Source organism: Stenotrophomonas sp. YJH_SMC_91 (genome assembly GCF_059368495.1).
Genome location: NZ_JCAFRT010000005.1, coordinates 130,465 through 148,868 on the forward strand (window position 1 = coordinate 130,465; position 18,404 = coordinate 148,868).

Here is an 18,404-nt window from a genome sequence, read left to right on the forward strand (position 1 = left end):
GGTCTCAGGTGTCGGTCGGTCGGGTCTGGCGCAGGAAGTGGCCGGTGACCAGCCACGCACCCAGCCAGCCCAGCAGCAGCGTGCCGAGCAGGACCAGGCCACCGTGCAGCAGGTCCAGGCCGTGCAGCACGAACGGGCTGCCGTAGCTGCGCGAGAGTTCGGCCAGCGGCACGCGCAGCGCGGCACCGGCGGCGCCGATCAGGGCCAGCGCAACCGCGCCGGCGCCCAGGCCATACCACGCACCCAGGTACAGGAACGGGCGGCGGATGAAGCCATCACTGGCGCCGAGCAGCTGCAGCACGCCGATCTCTTCGCGGCGGGCCTGGATGTCCAGGCGCACGGTGTTGCCGACCACCAGCGCGGCACCGACGCCGAGCAGGACCGACAGCACCTGCACCAGCCGCGCGCCGAACGCCAGCCAGGCATCCAGGCGCTGGCGCCACAGTGCATCGTGCTGCACCAGGTCGGCCTCGGGCAGGCTCTCCAGCGCGCGCGCCAGGCGCGCGTCGTCCTTGCCCTGGCCGGGGGTGATCACCAGCAGCGAGGGCAGCGGGTTGTCATTGAGTGCGTCGATCGCCTCGCCGAGGCCGGCGTCGCGCAGTTCCTGCAGGCCCTGCTCGGGCGTGCGCACGTTCACTTCGGCCACGTCATCGCGGTCGCGCAGCTGGCCGGCCAGGCGCAGCGCGCCGGGGCCATCGACGTTGCCCTTCAGGAACACATTGATGTCGCGCGACTGCTGCACGCTGCCGGCGAACTGCTTGAGGTTGTCCAGCGCGATCGACAGGCCCAGCGGCAGGGCCAGCGCCAGCGCCATGACCATCACCGTCAGCAGGGTCGCCCACGGTTTGCGGCAGGCACGGCCGAGGCTGAACACCACGCTGTGCGCGTGGTGCTGGAACCAGACGCCCACGCGCGAGGGGGCGGCGGCTTCGCTGTTTTCGTTCTTCGCCATGCGTTACTCCGCCAGATCCTGCGGCGAGATGTCATCCACCAGCCGGCCGTGGTCGAGGATCAGCACGCGCTTGCGCATGCGGCGCAGCAGCGGCAGGTCGTGACTGACCACCAGCACGCTGGTGCCGCGCGCGGGCAGCTCGGCGAACAGGGCCATGATCTCCGCCGCCAGGGTCGGGTCGAGGTTGCCGGTCGGCTCATCGGCCACCAGCAGCTTGGGCTCACCGACGATGGCGCGGGCGATGCCAACGCGCTGCTGCTCACCGGCCGACAGCTGCGAGGGCAGCGCCTTCTCGCGGTGGCCCAGGCCCATCCGTTCCAGCACCGAGCGCACGCGCTTGCTGATGTCGCCACGGCGGGTGCCGCGCAGGATCAGCGGCAGCGCCACGTTCTCGGCGATCGAGCGGTCCATCAGCAGGCGGTGGTCCTGGTAGACCGCACCCACCGCGCGACGGTGGCGGGGCACATCGCCGCCACGCACCTTCAGCAGGTTGCGCTCGTCGAACACCACCGCGCCACGGCTGGGCCGCTCGTCCAGGTGGATCAACTTGAGCAGGGTGCTTTTGCCCGCACCGGAATGGCCGGTGACGAACAGCATCTCGCCCGGCGCGACCTCGAAGCTGACATCGGTCAGTGCCTCGTGGCCACCGGCGTACTGTTTGCTGACATTGTCGAAGCGCAGGACACTCATGCCCCGATTATGCAGGACCGGCGCGACGTCGTGGAGACGGTCACACGAGCGGTAGTGCCGGCCGCTGGCCGGCAACCCACACAACTGCCAGCCAGGGTGGGTGCCGACCGTTGGTCGGCACGCCCTTGAAGCCACCCGACCAACGGTCGGGTGCTACCCGCTGATCGGCAGCGCCGATCAGTTACCCGACAGCATCCGGCGGATCTTGCGGCCGATGCGGGTCAGGAACGAATCGCCGGTATCAGCAGCCGTGCGCACCGGCTTGGCCACCACCTGCACCGGCGTGACCGGGCTGGCGCCATTGCCGGCGGCGTTCTGCACGCCCTCGGCACCTTCGACCGGACGACCGTGGCGACGGCGGCGGCGCTTGCGCGGCTTGTGCTCGCCGTCCGCAGCACCTTCCGGTGCGCCTTCGGCGCCCGGCGGGCGCGGCGGACGCGGGGCCTGGGCAGCGGCGCCTTCGGCACCGGCGGCCGGCGCGGCAGCGCCCTGCTCGCCTTCCGCGCGTGGCTTGCGCGGGCCACGCGAACGGCGTTCGCCGCTGCGCTCACCGTCACGGCCACCACGGCCACCACCACCACCGCCGGAACGGCCGCCACTGCGGCCACCGCCCCGACGCTCTTCCTCGGCGGCACGGGCTTCGCGCGCTTCGCGGAAGATCTGGCCGACGCTTTCGTTGTCCTCGCCTTCCTCGCCTGCAGCCGGTGCCGGGCGTTCCGGGCGCGGCAGCGGGGTCAGCAGTTCCTTGGTGACCGGCTCGGACGGAATCTTCTGCTCGATGTAGGCCTCGATGTCCGGCAGGCCCATGGCGTAGCGCTCGCAGGCGAAGCTGATCGCGTCGCCCTCTTCACCCAGGCGCGCGGTGCGGCCGATGCGATGCACGTAGTCTTCGGCGTCGAACGGCAGGTCGTAGTTGTAGACGTACTTGATGCCGTCGATGTGCAGGCCGCGCGCAGCCACGTCGGTGGCCACCAGGATTTCCAGCTGGCCCTTCTGGAAGCGGTTGAGCAGGCTCTCGCGCTTCTTCTGCGGCACATCACCGGACAGCACGCCGACACGGTAGCCGGCCTTTTCCAGCGAACGCGCCACGCGCTCGACGAACACCTTGGTGTTGACGAAGACCATGGTGCGCGCGCCTTCGCTGCGCGACAGCAGGCCCAGCAGCAGCGGGATCTTCTCGTCGTCGGCCGGGAAGTAGATGCGCTGGCGCACGCGCGCGGCGGTGATGGTCTCGGCTTCGACCACCAGCTTCTGCGGCTCGTTCATGTGCTCGTAGGCCAGCTCCAGCACGCGGTGGCTGAGGGTGGCACTGAACAGCAGGGTCTGGCGGGTGGTGCGCTCCGGCATGCGGCGCAGCAGGAAGCGGATGTCCTTGATGAAGCCCAGGTCGAACATGCGGTCGGCTTCGTCCAGCACGCAGATCTCGCAGGCGTGCAGCGACACCACCTTGTGCTGCTTGACGTAGTCGATCAGGCGGCCCGGGGTGGCGATGATCACGTCCACGCCCTGCTGCAGCAGCTCGCGCTGCTTGTCGTAATCCACGCCGCCGTAGACCAGGGCGAAGCGCAGGCCCAGGTCGGAACCGAACTTCACCGCATCCTTGTGGATCTGGATGGCCAGCTCGCGGGTCGGGGCGAGGATCAGCGCACGCGGATCTTCCGGCTTGCGATCGGCCAGCGCCGGACGCGTCAGCAGGCGGTTCACGACAGCGACCAGGAAGGCCAGGGTCTTGCCGGTGCCGGTCTGGGCCTGGCCGGCGACATCACCGCCGGGCAGCGCGACCGGCAGGGTCAGCGCCTGGATCGGGGTGCAGCGGGTGAATCCGGCTCCTTCAAGGCCGGCCTGCAGGGCCGGGTGCAGCTCGAAGGAGGAAAAGGTCAAATCGGTCAGCGGTTTGTCGCTCATGAGTCCGTCTTGGTATGGCCGCCGGCCCGTGGGGCGGCTGGCACTTCATCGTCTAGGGGCACCGTCGCAAACTGCGGCCCCTGCGGCGGGTTGGCAGGCTGGGACCACCCGGTCCGCGCGCCGCACAATGGCCCAGTTTAACGCACTCGGGCCGGCAAACCGGAATGCCCTGTCTCACCAGCTGAAGAGACGGCGCGCCTTCATCCAGCCACACGGGACTTGAACGACCCCGCCGGTCCCGCTGGTGTCGCCCGCTGCCACCCCCATCTTCGGGAAGACAGTGAAATCCGACACATACCGGGCTTCGAAGCGATCACGATACGCTGGGTTCCAGCCGGCGCCTGTCCCCGCCCTGCGATAGGGGTACACTGCCGGCCGTGAGCGTCCAGGCATCCCGCCGAACGCACCGCGGCAGTGCGCCGCGAGGCAACGACGAGGGTCGCGCCACCGGGCATGGCCCAGTTCACCCACCTCCGGCATGGCCGGGTGCAATCCAAGACGAGAAACCAAGATGAGCGACAAGGTTGTACATGTCGGCGACGCCGACTTTGATAGCGCAGTGCTGAATTCCAAGGAACCGGTGCTGGTCGATTTCTGGGCCGAATGGTGTGGCCCGTGCAAGATGATCGCCCCGGCGCTGGACGAACTGGCCGATGCCTACCAGGGCCGCGCCAAGATCGCCAAGGTCAACGTCGACCACAATCGTGCGCTGGCCGCCAAGTACCACGTGCGTTCGATCCCGTACCTGGTCGTGTTCAAGGACGGCGAGAAGGTCGGCGAGCAGATCGGTGCGGTGGGCAAGGCCCAGCTGGCCGGCCTTCTGGACAAGGCCCTGGCCTGATCCTGCTGTTTTCCGGCAGCCGCCACCCGCGGCTGCCGGCGGACGCCCAGCGTCCATGATGAATGCTGTTCCCGGCAGCCCTTGCACGGCGCCGCAGGCCGATGATAGTGTCGGCACATCCGGCCGCGTTCGCGTGCCGCACCCTCTGGACGCAGTTTCTTCCAGACCCATTCCCAACGTTCGCCGCCCCAGCCGGGCGCTCGCACCTTCAAGCGAGGAATAACGCTCTTGTCCGATAACACTTCCGAAACCGGCAGCGCCGATGCGCCCGCCGAAAAGCGCGTGCGCAAGCCCCGCGTGAGCAAGGCCGCCGCCCCGGCAGCCGCCGAAACCAGCGCCGCTCCGGCGCAGCCGACCCTGCCGCTGGCCGCCGCGCCCGAGGCACCGGCCCCGGCCCCCGCACCGAGCGCGCCCGCCGCCGAGGCCCCTGCCAGCAGTGGCGGTGGCGAAGGTGGTGAGGGTCGCGAATCCGGCCAGCCGCGGCAGCAGAACCACCAGGGCGGTGGCCAGAACCAGGGCCAGAACCCGTACAACCAGAACGGCCAGCAGGGCCAGGGGCAAGGCCAGGGCAACCGCCGTGACCGCTTCCGCAACCGCCGCGACCGTGACCGCAACAACAACCGCTTCCGCGACGACGGCATGCCCAACGACGGCGGCGAGCAGCAGCCCTTCGTGCCGCGTCCGCACGCCAACGTGCCGGAAGGCTTCCCGGTCTATTCGCTGAGCGACCTCAAGCGCATGCCGGCACAGAAGCTGCTGGAAATCGCCGAGCAGCTGCAGATCTCCGAAGGCGTGGCACGCGCCCGCAAGCAGGATGTGATCTTCGCCCTGCTGAAGGTGCTGACCCGCCATGGTGACGGCGTCGCCGCCGACGGCGTGCTGGAAATCCTGCCGGACGGCTTCGGCTTCCTGCGCGCGGCCGAAGCCAGCTACCTGGCCGGCCCGGACGACACCTATATCTCGCCCAGCCAGATCCGCCGCTTCAACCTGCGCACCGGCGACCACATCTCCGGCCGCATCCGCTTCCCGAAGGACGGCGAGCGCTACTTCGCGCTGAACATCGTCGACACCATCAACGGCGAGCCGATCGAAGCGTCGAAGAACAAGGTGCTGTTCGAGAACCTGACCGCCCTGTTCCCGCGCCGCCGCTTCACCCTGGAGCGCGGCAACGGTTCGTCGGAAGACATCACCGGCCGCATCCTCGACCTGATGGCGCCGCAGGGCAAGGGCCAGCGCTCGCTCATCGTGTCGCAGCCGAAGGCCGGCAAGACCATGATGATGCAGCAGGTCGCCACCGCCATCACCACCAACCACCCGGACGTGCACCTGATCGTGCTGCTGATCGACGAGCGCCCGGAAGAAGTGACCGAAATGCAGCGCACCGTGCGCGGCGAGGTCATCAGCTCGACCTTCGACGAACCGGCCGCGCGCCACGTGCAGGTGGCCGAAATGGTCATCGAGCGCGCCAAGCGCCTGGTCGAGCACAAGAAGGACGTGGTGATCCTGCTCGACTCGATCACCCGCCTGGCCCGCGCGTACAACAACGTGGTGCCGAGCTCGGGCAAGGTGCTGACCGGTGGCGTGGACGCCAACGCCCTGCACCGCCCGAAGCGCTTCTTCGGTGCCGCGCGCAACGTGGAAGAAGGCGGCAGCCTGACCATCATCGCCACCGCGCTGGTCGACACCGGCTCGAAGATGGACGAGGTGATCTACGAAGAGTTCAAGGGCACCGGCAACAGCGAAGTGCACCTGAGCCGTCGCATCGCTGAAAAGCGCGTGTTCCCGGCGATCGACATCAACCGTTCCGGCACCCGCCGCGAAGACCTGCTGATCGAGCCGGAACTGCTGCAGAAGATCTGGATCCTGCGCAAGCTGCTGCATCCGATGGATGAAATGGCCGCGATGGAGTTCCTGCTCGACAAGATGAAGAACACCAAGTCCAACGACGAGTTCTTCGGTTCGATGAAGCGCTGATCCACGGCATTGCATCGAAAAGAACCTGCCGCTCGCTGCGGCAGGTTTTTTTTTACCTGCAGGGCGACCCACTTCACTTCACCGCCGCCCGGTTTTGGCGATAATCCGCCCGACGCCCTGCCCGGCCCCGAGGGCCTGGCCACCGATTCCCGCTGTCGCCCCTTCCGGAGAACCGGTCGGGTCCAGCCTCCTGCCGGATCCGTCGACGCATGCGCACGCTGTCTCCCCGCCTCAACCTGGGCAAGCTGATCCTCGCCCTGGCCCTGCTCAGCGCCATCATCGCGCTGGCCAACACCCTGCTGGCCAGCTACCGGGTGCAGCGCGACCAGCTGGTCGGCAACACCCTGGAGGCCAACCGCGTCTACGCCACCAAACTGGCCGAAACGACCCAGAACTTCCTGCTGGCTGCCCAGCAGGAACTGGCCTACGCCGCCACGCGGCTCGGCCAGGGCAACCTCGACCCGGCACAGGCCCAGGACGACGCCAGCCGCCTGCAGCTGCAGACCAACAGCTTCAACTCTTCGCTGGTGGTGGATGCCGACGGCCTGGTGATCGCCACCTCGCCGCAGACCCTGCAGCTGCAGGGCGAAGTACTGCACAGCGTCGGCAACAATGCCGCGCTGGCCGCGCGCCAGCCGATGATCAGCGACCCGTACCAGTCGGCCACCGGCAAGCTGCTGGTCTCGCTGTCGCACCCGATCTTCGATCGCCAGGGCCACTACCGTGGTTACGTCAGCGGCACCCTGTACCTGCGCCAGCGCAGCGCACTGCACACGCTGCTGGGCAAGCACTACTACCGTGATGGTTCCTACCTGTACGTGGTCGATCGCCATGGCCGCCTGCTGTACCACGCCGATGGCAAGCGGGTGGGCGACTACGTGGTCGGCAACCCCGCAGTAAAGGCCGTGGTGCGCGGCGAGCGTGGCGCGCAGCAGGTGCGCAACAACCTGGGCGTGTCGATGCTGGCCGGCTATGCGCCGGTGGCGGCCACCGGCTGGGGCATCATCGCCCAGCGCCCGACCGAGGCCACGCTGCAGCCGCTGTCGCGGTTGATGACTGCGGTAATCTGGAACGCAATCCCGCTGGGCCTGCTGTCGCTGCTGATCACCTGGTGGTTCGCCCGTCGCATCTCGATGCCGCTGTGGCAGCTCGCACGCAACGTGCAGGGCGGCGAAGACACTGGCAATGCGATCAGCCACGTCAGCGGCATCCGCGCGTGGTACTTCGAGGTCGCCCAGCTCAAGCAGGCGGTACTGCACAGCTTCAATGCGCTGCAGGACCGCATCGGCACGCTCAACCGCGCCAGCCGCACCGATCCGCTGACCAGTCTTCTCAACCGCCGCGGCCTGCAGCAGGCGCTGGATGCCCTGCAGGTACAGGGCATCCCGTTCGCGATCCTGGCGCTGGACATCGATCGCTTCAAATCGATCAATGACAACCACGGCCATGACGTCGGCGACGCTGCCATCGTCCACATCGCCAACCAGATGCGCCGCTACTCGCGCGACAGCGACATCCTCTGCCGCGCCGGTGGCGAGGAGTTCCTGCTGCTGTTGCCGGGCATCAGCGCCGAGTCAGCGCGACAGGCTGGCGAGCGTCTGCGCCAGCACATTGCCGACCATCCGTTTGAACCGGTCGGCACCATCACCGTCTCGCTGGGCGTGGCCCACTTCCCCAGTTTCCATGTCGATGCCGAGCAGGCACTGCGGCTGGCCGACAAGGCGCTGTACCTGGCCAAGGAACAGGGCCGCAACCGGGTGGTGGTCTACCCCTACGCCGATTGACGCGGAGCCGGGCTGGCCGGCTCCGCAGTGATCGTCAGCCCTGCTCCAGCGGCGTCAGCAGGCGCAGGCCGCGCTTGGCGCCGTCCACCATGTAGATGCCGCCCTCGGGCAGCAGGTCGCTGCCGTTTTCCGCCGCGTCACCGGTCACCCACGGTGCGCGCTGCTTCGGTCCTGGAATGAAGGCGCGCCAGCGGCCATAGCGCTCGGCAGCGGCATTGCGATCATCCGAGAACGCATAGTTGACCGGCACGCGTACCGACCAGAATTCCCGTGTGACGTCCTTCCCGCTGCTTGGAGGAATGAAGGTCCACTTGCGGGCGGTATTGATGCTGGCCTTGGCCAGCACATCGCGCAGCTTGGCCATGGTCCGCTCCGGCCCCGCCACGGTCATGTTGACCTGCTCGGCGATGACGTCGGCCACCGTGCCATCACGGGCGACCTTGATGATCAGGATCACATCGCCCTGACCACCGATCCTCATTGCCTCGTCCGGATAGCGCGGCGGCGCCAGGCGCTCTGCGGTCACCGAATCGGTGGCCTTTGGATCGTACTCGCTGAAATCCACGCTGGTCATGCTGACTTCGTAGTCGCCCTTGCCCGTGGACTTGCCACGCAGACGCACCCGAAACGGTGCCTGTGCGGCGACGGCCTTGCCATCGACCCGCGTCGGCTCGAAACGCCAAGGGCGAATGGTGCGTTCAACAAACGCGGCAACACCCGGGCTGATGTTTGCCTTCTGATCGAGCACCAGAGCGCTGACTGCGCCTTCTGCCGTGACCTCGATCTTTCCGGTCAGTGTCATGCTCAATTCGGTGGTGGCACGAACCGCGCGCGTGGTCTGCGCGTTGGCATCGCCGGCGAACAGCGGAGCGCCGGCACCAACGGCCAACGCGAGAGCGAGGAACAATGGGGAACGCATCATTGCCGGATCCTTGGTGATGAAGGGCGAGAGTACCTCAGTCCCAACACCCATGACAGCTGGCTCACGCCAACCGGTGCGCGCCAGCATAGGGCGGCGTGTCCGGATAGTCACCTCGGGCGAAGCGTTCCTGCAGGCCCTGCCACCAGCCCGGGTCGAACAGGTGCCGGTAGTGCTCGCGCACCGCTGCCAGCTCTGCAGCGGGCAGGCCCATGAACGGGCCGAAGCGCTCGGGAAACACGTCGCGCGGCCCCACATGGAACCATGGCTCGTCGGACATCGCTTCCTCCGGCGTACGCGGCTGCGGCCAGGCGCGGAACACGCAGTCGCTGACCAGGCACAGTTCGTCGTAGTCGTAGAACACGGCCCGGCCGTGCCGCGACACACCGAAATTCTTCGGCAGCATGTCACCGGGGAAGATGTTGTTGCGTGCCATGTCGGTGATCGCCTGCGCATAGTCGAGCACCGCCGCCCGCACCGCCTCCGCGCCCTGCTCGCGCAGGTACAGATTCAAGGGACGAAAACGACGCTGCACATAGCACAGTGCGACTTCGACCTCGTCGCCATCGATGCGTACGCTCTGCGCGCACTGCTGCAGCAGTTCACCCAGCAGGGCCGGCGCGAAGCGGTCGCGCGGAAAGCGCAGGTGGCGATAGGGCTGTGCGTCGAGCAGACGGCCGACACGATCGAGGTTGAACACCAGTGCGTACTTCTCTTCCACCTGCTGCCGCGACATCGCCTTGGGCCACGCGAAACGGTCGCGGATCAGCTTGAACACCAGCGGGTAACTGGGCAGGGTGAACACCGCCATGACCATGCCCGGCGTGCCCTCTGCATGCACCAGCCGCTCCTGCGGGTGCTCGTTGAAATGACGGAAGAAGGTGCGGTAGCGCTCGGTCTTGCCCTGCTTGGCGCGGCCCAGCACGGTGTAGATCTCATCGATGGGCTTGCCCGGCAGCAGACTGCGCAGGAACACCACCGCATCACCTACCGTGGCCAGGTTGGCCTGGAAGTAACTGCGCGACACGCCGAACAGGTGGGCCACGTCCCGGCGCCGGGTCAGCACCGCATCGGCGCGCAGGCCACGCTCGTCGTTCACCAGGGCAATCACGCACGGCGAGAACCGGTGCTCGCCGAACACGCGGCCAACCAGGTAAGCGCGGCGCTCGCGGTAGAACACCGTGTCGAGCAGCTCGATGCTGCGTACCGGCGTATCGCCCCAGTGGGCCAGGTCATCCTGCAGGCGCACCGCGATGGCCGCGGCGCAGCGCAGCTGGTGCGCATAGGGGATATCGAAGCGATAGTCGGCCAGCACCCGCTGCAGCGCCTCCACCGGCCGCGTCGGCGAAACCGCGTAGGTATGCCGCGCCACCGGGTGGGTGATGGCATCGGAGGGTTCGACATCGAAGGCGATGAACTCCAGCGCCGGGTCCACGCCCCGGATGGCAAACAGGCGCCGCGACAACGTGTTGTAGAAGGTCTTGTACAGCTCGGCGTCGATCAGGCCCTGCAGCAGCGCGCTGTAGCGGGCGTGCACCCGCAACCACAGCGCGCGCTCGCCGATCGCGTCACCGGCGAGGCGGCGCAGCGCATCCATCTGCTCGGCGATGCACAGGTCGTACAGGGCGATGCGCTCGACCGCATCCTGTCGCGCACCGGCCCAGTCGCGCTGCTCGAAGCGCTGCCGCGCCCGCGCGGTGATCGCCGCAAAGCGGGCGTGGTACTGCTCGAAACCGTCGCGGATGGCTACCGCGATGCGCGGTGCCAGCTCGGCAGCGATGTCAGGCCTGGACATGCATGGCTCACCCGGGAGGACCGGCTTCACCATACGCTGGCGTGTGCGATGCCGTCGAGCGCGAAGGTAGTGCCGGCCGCTGGCCGGCAGCACCTGGACCGTCGAGGGATCGATGCAGATGCCGGCCAGCAGCCGGCACTACTGGCTCAGATCGCCAGTTCGGCTTCCACGTCCTGCACCTTGCGCCGTGCCAATGCCAGGTTGGACCTGGTACGGTCCAGCACGATGTAGAAGAACAGGCCCTTCTTCTTCGCCACCGGGCGCATGATGTGGTACGCCTTGCCCAGCGAGATCAGGATGTCCTCGATGCTGTCGTTGAGGTTCAGCGATGCGGCGGTCTTCATCTTGGCACGGATCACTTCGGTGTTGCCGGCGGCGGCCACTTCCATGTCCATGCCGGCACCGGCTTCGCCCAGCAGCATGCCGCTTTCATAGTCGACCAGCGCCACTGCCTGCGCGCCGTCGATGCCCATCAGTGCGTTCAACGATTCATTCAGTCCAGCCACGTCGCACCCCTTGTCGATGTTGGTTCGAGCCCCTCGTTCCCCTGCGGCCGGGCTCACGATCCGCCGAGTTCGGCCAGGATCGCCTGGCCACATTCCCTGCTCTGCCACAGCACCTGGCCGATCACGCTTCGCTGGTCGCAGGCCGCCATCAGCAGCAACGGCACGCGCCCCTCGGCCTGGATCGCCAGCATCAGCACCTTGCCGCCCGCGGCTTCCAGCATCAGCGTCTGCAGATCCCAAAGCACCAGTTCGCGCCCCACTGCTGCAGCCAGCGCCAGCATCGCGCTGGTCATCGCTGCCAGGCGTTCACCGCGCCCTTCGGCACCGGCACTGACCAGGGCGAAGCCATCCACACTGGCCAGCACCACCGTGCGTATGCCTTCCACCCGCTGCTGCAGGTCTCGCAGCAAGGGCTGCAGGCGCTCACGCTGGCCGGCGTCGGGCAGTAGCGCCACCTGTCCGTCAGCCATGCGCGGCCACCAGTGCGTGCGCTTCCATCTCGCCCATCAATACATCCATCAGCAGCAATCCCTGTTCGCGGTCGCGGGTATCCACGGCCAGTAGCGGCAGCGGCTGGTCATCAAGGCAGGCAAGGGCGGCCCAGTCATCCAGCGCGGCGTGCGGTGCCTGGTCGAGATGGGTGACGGCCACCACCAGCGCCAATGACGATGCGAACGGCCGCAACACCTGCAGATAATCCTCCAGTTCGGCAACCACGCCCGCGCGCCGCGCATCCAGCAGCAGCACGGCGCCGCGGGCGCCCTGCAGCAGGATCGGCCAGAGGAAATCGAAACGCTGCTGTCCCGGCGTGCCATACAGGCGCAGCCGCTCGCCATTGGGCAGGTCGATATCTGCATAGTCCAGGGCGACGGTGGTGGAGGCCTTGTCGGCACCGAGGCGGTCGCTGTTGGCCACGTCGGTGTCGACCACCGCGCCGGCCGCGATGCTGCGCACCAGGGTCGACTTGCCACTGCCCATGCCACCCAGCACCACCACCTTGTGCTCACGCATTGCGTTCGCTCCCACGCAGGTGACGCCACAGGCGGGCGAGCAGGCCGTTGTCAGCGCCGGCAGCGCGTTCCGGCAGCGGTACCGCCGGTGCTGCCTGCAGCTGCGCGTAACCGCACAGGTAAGCGGCATGGATGAAATCGCGCACGGCCGCAGGCGGCAGATCAAGCAACATCGCGCACTCGTCCACCGTGCACGCGCGCTTGAGCAGCAGCGAGCACAGGCGGAAGCCATCATGGTCATGGCCCAGCACACGGAAATCGGGCCAGCGCAGCAGCTTTACCGAAGCACCGCGCAGGCGTTCGTCCAGTGCCTGCCAATGGCGGCTGCGTTGCGCCCATTGCCACAGCAGCGGCCGCAGTGGCTGGCGTGGCCGCTCGCCGGCCAGGCCATGCAGGCGTGCGGGTGTCAGCGCATCCAGCTGCAGGCGTTCGAAGGCATCGGCCAAACGCTCCACCAGGGCCGTAGCCGGTTCCTGCAGCAGCACGGCCTGGTCATGCTCCAGGTCCATCAGCAGCAGAGGCTCGCCCGCATCACTCAACAGGGCCTGGCCCTGTCGCAGCGGCAGCCGCTCGCGCAGCAGACGGGTGATGGCATGCGCACCATCAGCCAGGCGGATCGGTGCGGGTGCGTGCATGGCCAAGGGCTCCACTGCCAACTGCATGCGGCGCAGCGCGCGGCCGATGGCACCATCGTCAAGCACGTCCTGGTGCCCGTCGCCATCACGCAGCTGGCCGCCGATGTCTTCGATCCAGCACTGCAGTCGCGGACGCTGCTGGCGCATGCGCAGGGCCGCGTTGCGCAGCGCCGGCGTATCGCGGATGACCAGCAGGTCGCAATCATCCAGGTCCTGGCTGCGGCGGATCTGGCCGTCCGGCAGGGCCGATGCCACGCGCAGCCGCTGCAGCAGGGCCTGCTCACCCTGGATGTCGGTTCCCACTACCAGCACGCGTGCCATCCGTGTTCCCCGTGCGGCCACCTCCCCGGTGGCCTCGCGTCGCCAAGGCTAGGGCATCGCCAGCGGCAGCCGTCGTGATCGACTGCTCAGATCGAGGGCGGTTGCAGACGGTGTCCGATCAGTTCTGCGACGGCCATCGCGGGCAAGTTTCATGCCTCGTTGACGACATTCCGACAGCCGACGGGAATCACGGTTCTGGACGCGGGTCGAATGGGGTGAGATCCATTTTGCATGGCAAAAGGGTTCTGACCCGGAGCCCAAAAGAAACCCGCGCCGAAGCGCGGGTTCCGGTGTCACGACCGAACGGCGATGGATCAGCCGCGCAGCTGCTCCAGCGCGGCGTTGAAGGTCGCGCTCGGGCGCATCGCCTTGCTCGCCTTGGCGACGTCCGGGCGGTAGTAGCCGCCGATGTCCACGGCCTTGCCCTGCACCGCGATCAGCTCTTCGACGATCTTCTGCTCGTTGTCGGTCAGTGCCTTGGCCAGCGGTGCGAAGCGTGCCTTCAGTGCCGCATCTTCGTCCTGTGCGGCCAGCGCCTGCGCCCAGTACAGCGCGATGTAGAAGTGGCTGCCACGGTTGTCGATGCCACCCAGCTTGCGCGACGGCGACTTGTCGTTGTCCAGGAACTGGCCGTTGGCTTCGTCCAGCGCCTTGGCCAGCACGCGGGCGGCGGCGTTGTCGTAGCGGTTGCCCAGGTGTTCCAGCGACGCGGCCAGGGCCAGGAACTCACCCAGCGAATCCCAGCGCAGGTAGTCCTCTTCGACGAACTGCTGCACGTGCTTCGGGGCCGAACCACCGGCGCCGGTCTCGAACAGGCCGCCACCGGCCATCAGCGGCACGATCGACAGCATCTTGGCGCTGGTGCCCAGCTCCATGATCGGGAACAGGTCGGTCAGGTAGTCGCGCAGCACGTTGCCGGTCACCGAGATGGTGTCCTCGCCCTTGCGGATGCGGTCCAGCGAGAACGCGGTGGCTTCCACCGGCGGCAGGATGCGGATGTCCAGGCCGGTGGTGTCGTGGTTCTTCAGGTACTGCTCGACCTTGGCGATGACCTGCGCGTCGTGGGCGCGGGCGGCATCCAGCCAGAACACGGCCGGGGTGCTGCTCAGGCGGGCGCGTTCGACGGCCAGCTTGACCCAGTCCTGGATCGGCGCGTCCTTGGTCTGGCACATGCGCCAGATGTCACCGGCTTCCACGGCGTGTTCGAACACCACGTTGCCGGCATCGTCGGTGACCTTGACCACGCCGTCGGCGGCGATCTGGAAGGTCTTGTCGTGCGAACCGTACTCTTCGGCCTTCTGCGCCATCAGGCCGACGTTCGGCACCGAACCCATGGTGGCCGGGTCGAAGGCGCCGTGCGCCTTGCAGTCGTCGATGACGGCCTGGTACACGCCGGCGTAGCAGCGGTCCGGAATGACCGCCTTGGTGTCCTGCAGCTTGCCTTCGGCGTTCCACATCTTGCCCGAGTCGCGGATCATCGCCGGCATCGAGGCGTCGACGATCACGTCGCTCGGCACGTGCAGGTTGGTGATGCCCTTGTCCGAATTGACCATGGCCACGCCCGGACGCTGCGCGTACTCGGCGGCCAGGTCCGCTTCGATCGCGGCGCGGGTGGCTTCCGGCAGCGACGGCAGGCGCGCGGCCAGGTCACCGATGCCGTTGTTGGCATCGAAACCGGCCTGCTTGAGCACGTCGGCGTGCTTGGCCAGCACGTCCTTGTAGAACTCGTTGACCGCCACGCCGAACATGATCGGGTCGGAGACCTTCATCATGGTCGCCTTCAGGTGCAGCGAGAACAGCACGCCCTGGGCCTTGGCATCGGCGATCTGCTCACCGATGAACGCGGCCAGCGCCTTGCGGCTCATGACGGCGGCATCGACGATCTCGCCGGCCTTGACCGTGGTCTTTTCCTTCAGCACGACGGCGCTGCCGTCCTTGCCGTGGAAGGTGATCTTCAGCGCACCGGCGTTGGCCAGGGTGGCCGACTTCTCGCTGCCGTAGAAATCGCCGGCGGCCATGTGCGCGACGTGCGACTTCGAATCCGACGCCCAGGCGCCCATGCGGTGTGGGTGCTTGCGCGCGTAGTTCTTCACCGACAGCGGTGCACGACGGTCGGAGTTGCCTTCGCGCAGAACCGGGTTCACCGCACTGCCCTTGACCTTGTCGTAGCGCGCCTTGTAGTCGCGCTGCTGGTCGTCGGCCGGGGTTTCCGGGTAATCCGGCAGCGGATAGCCCTGGTCCTGCAGTTCCTTGATGGCCGCCTTCAACTGCGGCACCGAGGCGGAGATGTTCGGCAGCTTGATGATGTTGGCGTCCGGGGTGGTCGCCAGCTGGCCCAGCTCGGCCAGGTCGTCGCTGACCTTCTGCGCGTCGGACAGCAGTTCCGGGAACTGCGACAGGATGCGGCCGGACAGCGAGATGTCACGGGTTTCCACCACGATGCCGGCAGTGGCGGTGTAGGCGTCGACGATCGGCAGCAGCGACTGGGTCGCCAGGAACGGTGCTTCGTCGGTCAGCGTGTAGAGGATCTTGGACATGGGGGACTTGGACTCTGTAGCAATGCTCAGGGGAAGGCCGGCGCCAGCGCCGGGCCACGTGCAACCGTGTCGCTTTCCCCCGTCGCCGTCAGGGTGGGCGCGCGGCGGGGAAACCCCTGCATTGTCGCGTTTTCAGCCGCGCGGGGCAAAGCGGCGCCATACGCGGCGGTACTGCACGGCGGCAACGCTGTGATCCATCCACGCACGGCGTGGATCTGCGCGAACGCCGCCGTCAGTGGATCCACGCCATGCATGGATGAAGCCAGCCACCGGCCAATAAAAAAGGACGCAGCCTTGCGGCTGCGTCCATCGTGAGTCCTGCCGGGAGAGAGTCGGCAGGACTTACTTGACCTCGAACTCCTGCGGCGTTCCAGCCGCCTTGCCATCGACCGTGACCTCGGCGCGGTACTTGCCGGCCGGCCAGCCCTTTGCATTCTTGAACGTGACGTTGGTGGTCTCCGCGCCGCTGGCATTCAGGGTCGCGGTCTGTTCGCCGGCCACCTGGCCGTCCTGGAAGGTCAGCTTGGCACCGACATTGACGTTGTTGGCGGCGCCATCGGTCTTGACCGAGACGATGACATCATCCTTCGGCGAGAACAGTGCAGCCGGGGCGACCGATTTGTCGGCGGCAGCGGTCTTGCCCACGGTGACGGTGGAAACGCTGACCGCGGCAGCTTCCGCCATCGGCGGCGGTGCACCGGTCATCGGTGCCGGCGCTGCCGGCTCGGCCGGAGCCGTGGCGGCCGGAGCGGCGTTGGTGTCGGTCGACTCTTCCTTCTTCTTGCAACCGACCAAGGCAACGCTGCCCAACAGGGCGGCGATCAGGGCGGTCTGGAGCGGGGTGGTCTTGATCATTCGGGGTTCCTCCCAGGGATTGTCGGACGGCGTTTGATCGCCGGCTTACTTCGGCGGCAGTTTCAGGGTCTGGCCCGGGAAGATCTTGTCCGGGTCGTCAAGCACATCGCGATTGGCTTCGAAGATCTTCTTCCAGGCGTTGGCGTCGCCCAGATGCTGCTTGGCGATCTTCGACAGCGAGTCACCCTTCTGCACGGTATAGGTGCCGCCGCTGACGATCTCGGCGGTGCTGTCCACCGAAGCGCTCACGCCGGAGAAGTCCGCCTTCGGCACCTGCTCGGCGGTACTGTCGACGCTGGCGCTGACGCCGGAGAAATCGGCTTTCTTCTCGGTACTCATCCACAACTCCCGTCTGCATGACTACGTGGCTCGCACGGTGCCATGGCGGTTGTTAAATGGGGATGGTGCAGATGTGAAGCCGCCCCGGGGGGCGGCTGAACAATCGGGAGAGACGGTGCCCGGTAGTGCCGGCCGCTGGCCGGCTGTGCCAGGGGGATCCGGCCTTGGCCGATTGCCGGCCAGCGGCCGGCACTACCCGTAACCGCCTGCGAATCATGGTAGTGCCGGCCGCTGGCCGGTGTTCGCCGGGCATGGCCCGGCACAACGGGCAACCGCCTGCGGCGGTTACTGGCGCAGTTCGCGGTAGGTCGCGGCCGGGGCGGCAATGCCGGGACTGGCGCGCCACGGGTTGATGTCCAGGCCACCACGGCGGGTATAGCGCGCCTCCACTTCCAGCCATTGCGGCTGGCAGCGCGCAGACACCTCGCTGAAGATCCGCTCAACGCACTGCTCGTGGAACTCGGCGTGCTCGCGGTAGCTCACCAGATAGCGCAGCAGGCCGGCACGATCGATCTTCGGCCCGCGGTAACGCAGGCTGACCGTCGCCCAGTCCGGCTGGCCGGTGACCGGGCAGTTGGACTTCAGCAGTGCCGAGACCAGGGTCTCCTCCACCACCTCACCGGCATTGGCCGAGAGAAAGTCCGCCTGCGGCGGGCCGTAGCAGTCGATCTCCAGCTCCAGCCCGTCGATGGATTCACCGAGCGGCGTCTCGCGCAGGCCCGGCAGCCCGAACTCGACCTGGACCGGCGCACCGGCACAATCCGACAGATCCGCCACGATGCGCGCGCGCAGTGCCTCGGCGCTGTCGATGCGGGTGCTGTTGAGGGAGTTGAGGTACAGCTTGAACGACTTCGATTCGATCAGCCGCGGCGAGGTGCACGGCACCTGCACGGTGGCCACGGCCACCTGCGGCTTGCCACGCGGGTCGAGCCAGCTCAGCTCGAAGGCGTGCCAGCGGTCATGGCCGACGAACGGCAGCGCGGCGTCATCGAGGCCGATCTCGGCGCGGGCGCCGCTGCGGGGGATGGGAAACAGCAGGCCGGGATCGTACTGCGACGGGTAACTGACCTCGCGACCGAGGCTGGAATCCTGTGGGGTGTTCATGGGGGGCATTGTATCGCGCGGACGGCGGGCCTTCGGCCGGGCCGGCCAACGGCGGAGCCCCTCCGTGGTGGTTCAGGCACGATCTCGGGGTCGGCCGGGAGGGTGGGTTGGCTGGGGGCCGCTGCAAGTACGTCCATGTAAGCTCGGTCGCCGCATCCATGCGGCTCACGCCCCCAGCCAACCCACCCTCCCGGCCATGGACAATTTCCCGCGCCACCACGGGAAAGATCAGGAAAA

The 18,404-nt window shown here is 67.6% G+C and carries 16 protein-coding genes; 3 read left to right on the forward strand and 13 right to left on the reverse strand.

Features of this window, described 5'->3' with window-relative positions:
- Window positions 1–4 precede the first annotated feature (4 nt).
- The 3 genes from ftsX to rhlB all read right to left on the reverse strand — a co-directional run bounded on the left by ftsX (window position 5) and on the right by rhlB (window position 3,547).
- Window positions 5–952, reverse strand: a complete 948-nt coding sequence (ftsX, locus tag AC5P5X_RS09105; protein WP_005414664.1) for a permease-like cell division protein FtsX — start codon at window positions 950–952, stop codon at window positions 5–7.
- Window positions 953–955: 3 nt separating this feature from the next.
- The gene (gene ftsE / locus AC5P5X_RS09110; RefSeq protein WP_005411273.1) at window positions 956–1,642 is read right to left on the reverse strand and encodes a cell division ATP-binding protein FtsE; all 687 of its coding nucleotides are present in this window, start codon (window positions 1,640–1,642) and stop codon (window positions 956–958) included.
- Window positions 1,643–1,819: 177 nt separating this feature from the next.
- Window positions 1,820–3,547, reverse strand: coding sequence for an ATP-dependent RNA helicase RhlB (gene rhlB, locus AC5P5X_RS09115; protein WP_111174146.1), 1,728 nt, complete (start codon window positions 3,545–3,547; stop codon window positions 1,820–1,822).
- 511 nt (window positions 3,548–4,058) lie between these two features.
- Here rhlB and trxA point away from each other — a divergent pair.
- The 3 genes from trxA (at window position 4,059) to AC5P5X_RS09130 (ending at window position 8,146) form a co-directional block, all read left to right on the forward strand.
- Entirely contained in the window at window positions 4,059–4,388 is a 330-nt protein-coding gene (trxA, locus tag AC5P5X_RS09120; protein WP_005411275.1) for a thioredoxin, read from the forward strand.
- Between the two features lie 228 nt (window positions 4,389–4,616).
- A complete protein-coding gene (gene rho / locus AC5P5X_RS09125) occupies window positions 4,617–6,362 on the forward strand; it encodes a transcription termination factor Rho (protein ID WP_005414668.1) in 1,746 nt (581 codons plus the stop codon).
- 209 nt (window positions 6,363–6,571) lie between these two features.
- Window positions 6,572–8,146: a sensor domain-containing diguanylate cyclase gene (locus AC5P5X_RS09130; RefSeq protein WP_111189006.1), complete on the forward strand. Its 1,575-nt coding sequence runs from the start codon at window positions 6,572–6,574 to the stop codon at window positions 8,144–8,146.
- 34 nt (window positions 8,147–8,180) lie between these two features.
- On the opposite strand, the gene AC5P5X_RS09135 is transcribed toward AC5P5X_RS09130, so the two are convergent.
- The 10 genes from AC5P5X_RS09135 to queF all read right to left on the reverse strand — a co-directional run bounded on the left by AC5P5X_RS09135 (window position 8,181) and on the right by queF (window position 18,167).
- Entirely contained in the window at window positions 8,181–9,068 is an 888-nt protein-coding gene (locus AC5P5X_RS09135) for an energy transducer TonB (protein ID WP_005414669.1), read from the reverse strand.
- Between the two features lie 61 nt (window positions 9,069–9,129).
- Window positions 9,130–10,860: a bifunctional isocitrate dehydrogenase kinase/phosphatase gene (gene aceK, locus AC5P5X_RS09140; RefSeq protein ID WP_012481420.1), complete on the reverse strand. Its 1,731-nt coding sequence runs from the start codon at window positions 10,858–10,860 to the stop codon at window positions 9,130–9,132.
- 146 nt (window positions 10,861–11,006) lie between these two features.
- Window positions 11,007–11,366, reverse strand: coding sequence for a hypothetical protein (locus AC5P5X_RS09145; RefSeq protein ID WP_005411280.1), 360 nt, complete (start codon window positions 11,364–11,366; stop codon window positions 11,007–11,009).
- A gap of 53 nt (window positions 11,367–11,419) precedes the next feature.
- The gene (locus AC5P5X_RS09150; protein WP_111189007.1) at window positions 11,420–11,836 is read right to left on the reverse strand and encodes a roadblock/LC7 domain-containing protein; all 417 of its coding nucleotides are present in this window, start codon (window positions 11,834–11,836) and stop codon (window positions 11,420–11,422) included.
- Window positions 11,829–12,377, reverse strand: a complete 549-nt coding sequence (locus tag AC5P5X_RS09155; RefSeq protein ID WP_049418054.1) for a GTP-binding protein — start codon at window positions 12,375–12,377, stop codon at window positions 11,829–11,831. The genes AC5P5X_RS09150 and AC5P5X_RS09155 overlap by 8 nt, the downstream gene beginning before the upstream one ends.
- Window positions 12,370–13,332 carry a hypothetical protein gene (locus AC5P5X_RS09160; protein ID WP_049418055.1) on the reverse strand — a complete coding sequence of 321 codons (963 nt, stop codon included), beginning with the start codon at window positions 13,330–13,332 and terminating at the stop codon, window positions 12,370–12,372. The genes AC5P5X_RS09155 and AC5P5X_RS09160 overlap by 8 nt, the downstream gene beginning before the upstream one ends.
- A gap of 314 nt (window positions 13,333–13,646) precedes the next feature.
- Complete coding sequence (locus AC5P5X_RS09165) at window positions 13,647–15,869, reverse strand: NADP-dependent isocitrate dehydrogenase (RefSeq protein ID WP_005414674.1); 2,223 nt, start codon at window positions 15,867–15,869, stop codon at window positions 13,647–13,649.
- A 342-nt stretch (window positions 15,870–16,211) separates the two neighbouring features.
- On the reverse strand, window positions 16,212–16,724 hold the full coding sequence (locus tag AC5P5X_RS09170) for a hypothetical protein (RefSeq protein ID WP_005411286.1): 513 nt from the start codon (window positions 16,722–16,724) through the stop codon (window positions 16,212–16,214).
- A 45-nt stretch (window positions 16,725–16,769) separates the two neighbouring features.
- Entirely contained in the window at window positions 16,770–17,063 is a 294-nt protein-coding gene (locus AC5P5X_RS09175) for a LysM peptidoglycan-binding domain-containing protein (protein WP_005411287.1), read from the reverse strand.
- Window positions 17,064–17,348: 285 nt separating this feature from the next.
- Window positions 17,349–18,167 (reverse strand): NADPH-dependent 7-cyano-7-deazaguanine reductase QueF, encoded by an 819-nt coding sequence (queF, locus tag AC5P5X_RS09180; protein ID WP_012481425.1) that lies wholly within the window; start codon window positions 18,165–18,167, stop codon window positions 17,349–17,351.
- Window positions 18,168–18,404: the final 237 nt, after the last annotated feature.

Bases quoted from the DNA above. Each gene is read 5' to 3' on its own strand.
- trxA (WP_005411275.1), top strand. From the start codon at position 4,059: ATGAGCGACAAGGTTGTACATGTCGGCGACGCCGACTTTGATAGCGCA.
- ftsE (WP_005411273.1), bottom strand. From the start codon at position 1,642: ATGAGTGTCCTGCGCTTCGACAATGTCAGCAAACAGTACGCCGGTGGC.
- ftsX (WP_005414664.1), bottom strand. From the start codon at position 952: ATGGCGAAGAACGAAAACAGCGAAGCCGCCGCCCCCTCGCGCGTGGGC.
- AC5P5X_RS09150 (WP_111189007.1), bottom strand. From the start codon at position 11,836: ATGGCTGACGGACAGGTGGCGCTACTGCCCGACGCCGGCCAGCGTGAG.
- AC5P5X_RS09130 (WP_111189006.1), top strand. From the start codon at position 6,572: ATGCGCACGCTGTCTCCCCGCCTCAACCTGGGCAAGCTGATCCTCGCC.
- AC5P5X_RS09155 (WP_049418054.1), bottom strand. From the start codon at position 12,377: ATGCGTGAGCACAAGGTGGTGGTGCTGGGTGGCATGGGCAGTGGCAAG.
- AC5P5X_RS09135 (WP_005414669.1), bottom strand. From the start codon at position 9,068: ATGATGCGTTCCCCATTGTTCCTCGCTCTCGCGTTGGCCGTTGGTGCC.
- AC5P5X_RS09160 (WP_049418055.1), bottom strand. From the start codon at position 13,332: ATGGCACGCGTGCTGGTAGTGGGAACCGACATCCAGGGTGAGCAGGCC.
- queF (WP_012481425.1), bottom strand. From the start codon at position 18,167: ATGAACACCCCACAGGATTCCAGCCTCGGTCGCGAGGTCAGTTACCCG.
- AC5P5X_RS09165 (WP_005414674.1), bottom strand. From the start codon at position 15,869: ATGTCCAAGATCCTCTACACGCTGACCGACGAAGCACCGTTCCTGGCG.
- aceK (WP_012481420.1), bottom strand. From the start codon at position 10,860: ATGTCCAGGCCTGACATCGCTGCCGAGCTGGCACCGCGCATCGCGGTA.
- AC5P5X_RS09175 (WP_005411287.1), bottom strand. From the start codon at position 17,063: ATGAGTACCGAGAAGAAAGCCGATTTCTCCGGCGTCAGCGCCAGCGTC.
- AC5P5X_RS09170 (WP_005411286.1), bottom strand. From the start codon at position 16,724: ATGATCAAGACCACCCCGCTCCAGACCGCCCTGATCGCCGCCCTGTTG.
- rhlB (WP_111174146.1), bottom strand. From the start codon at position 3,547: ATGAGCGACAAACCGCTGACCGATTTGACCTTTTCCTCCTTCGAGCTG.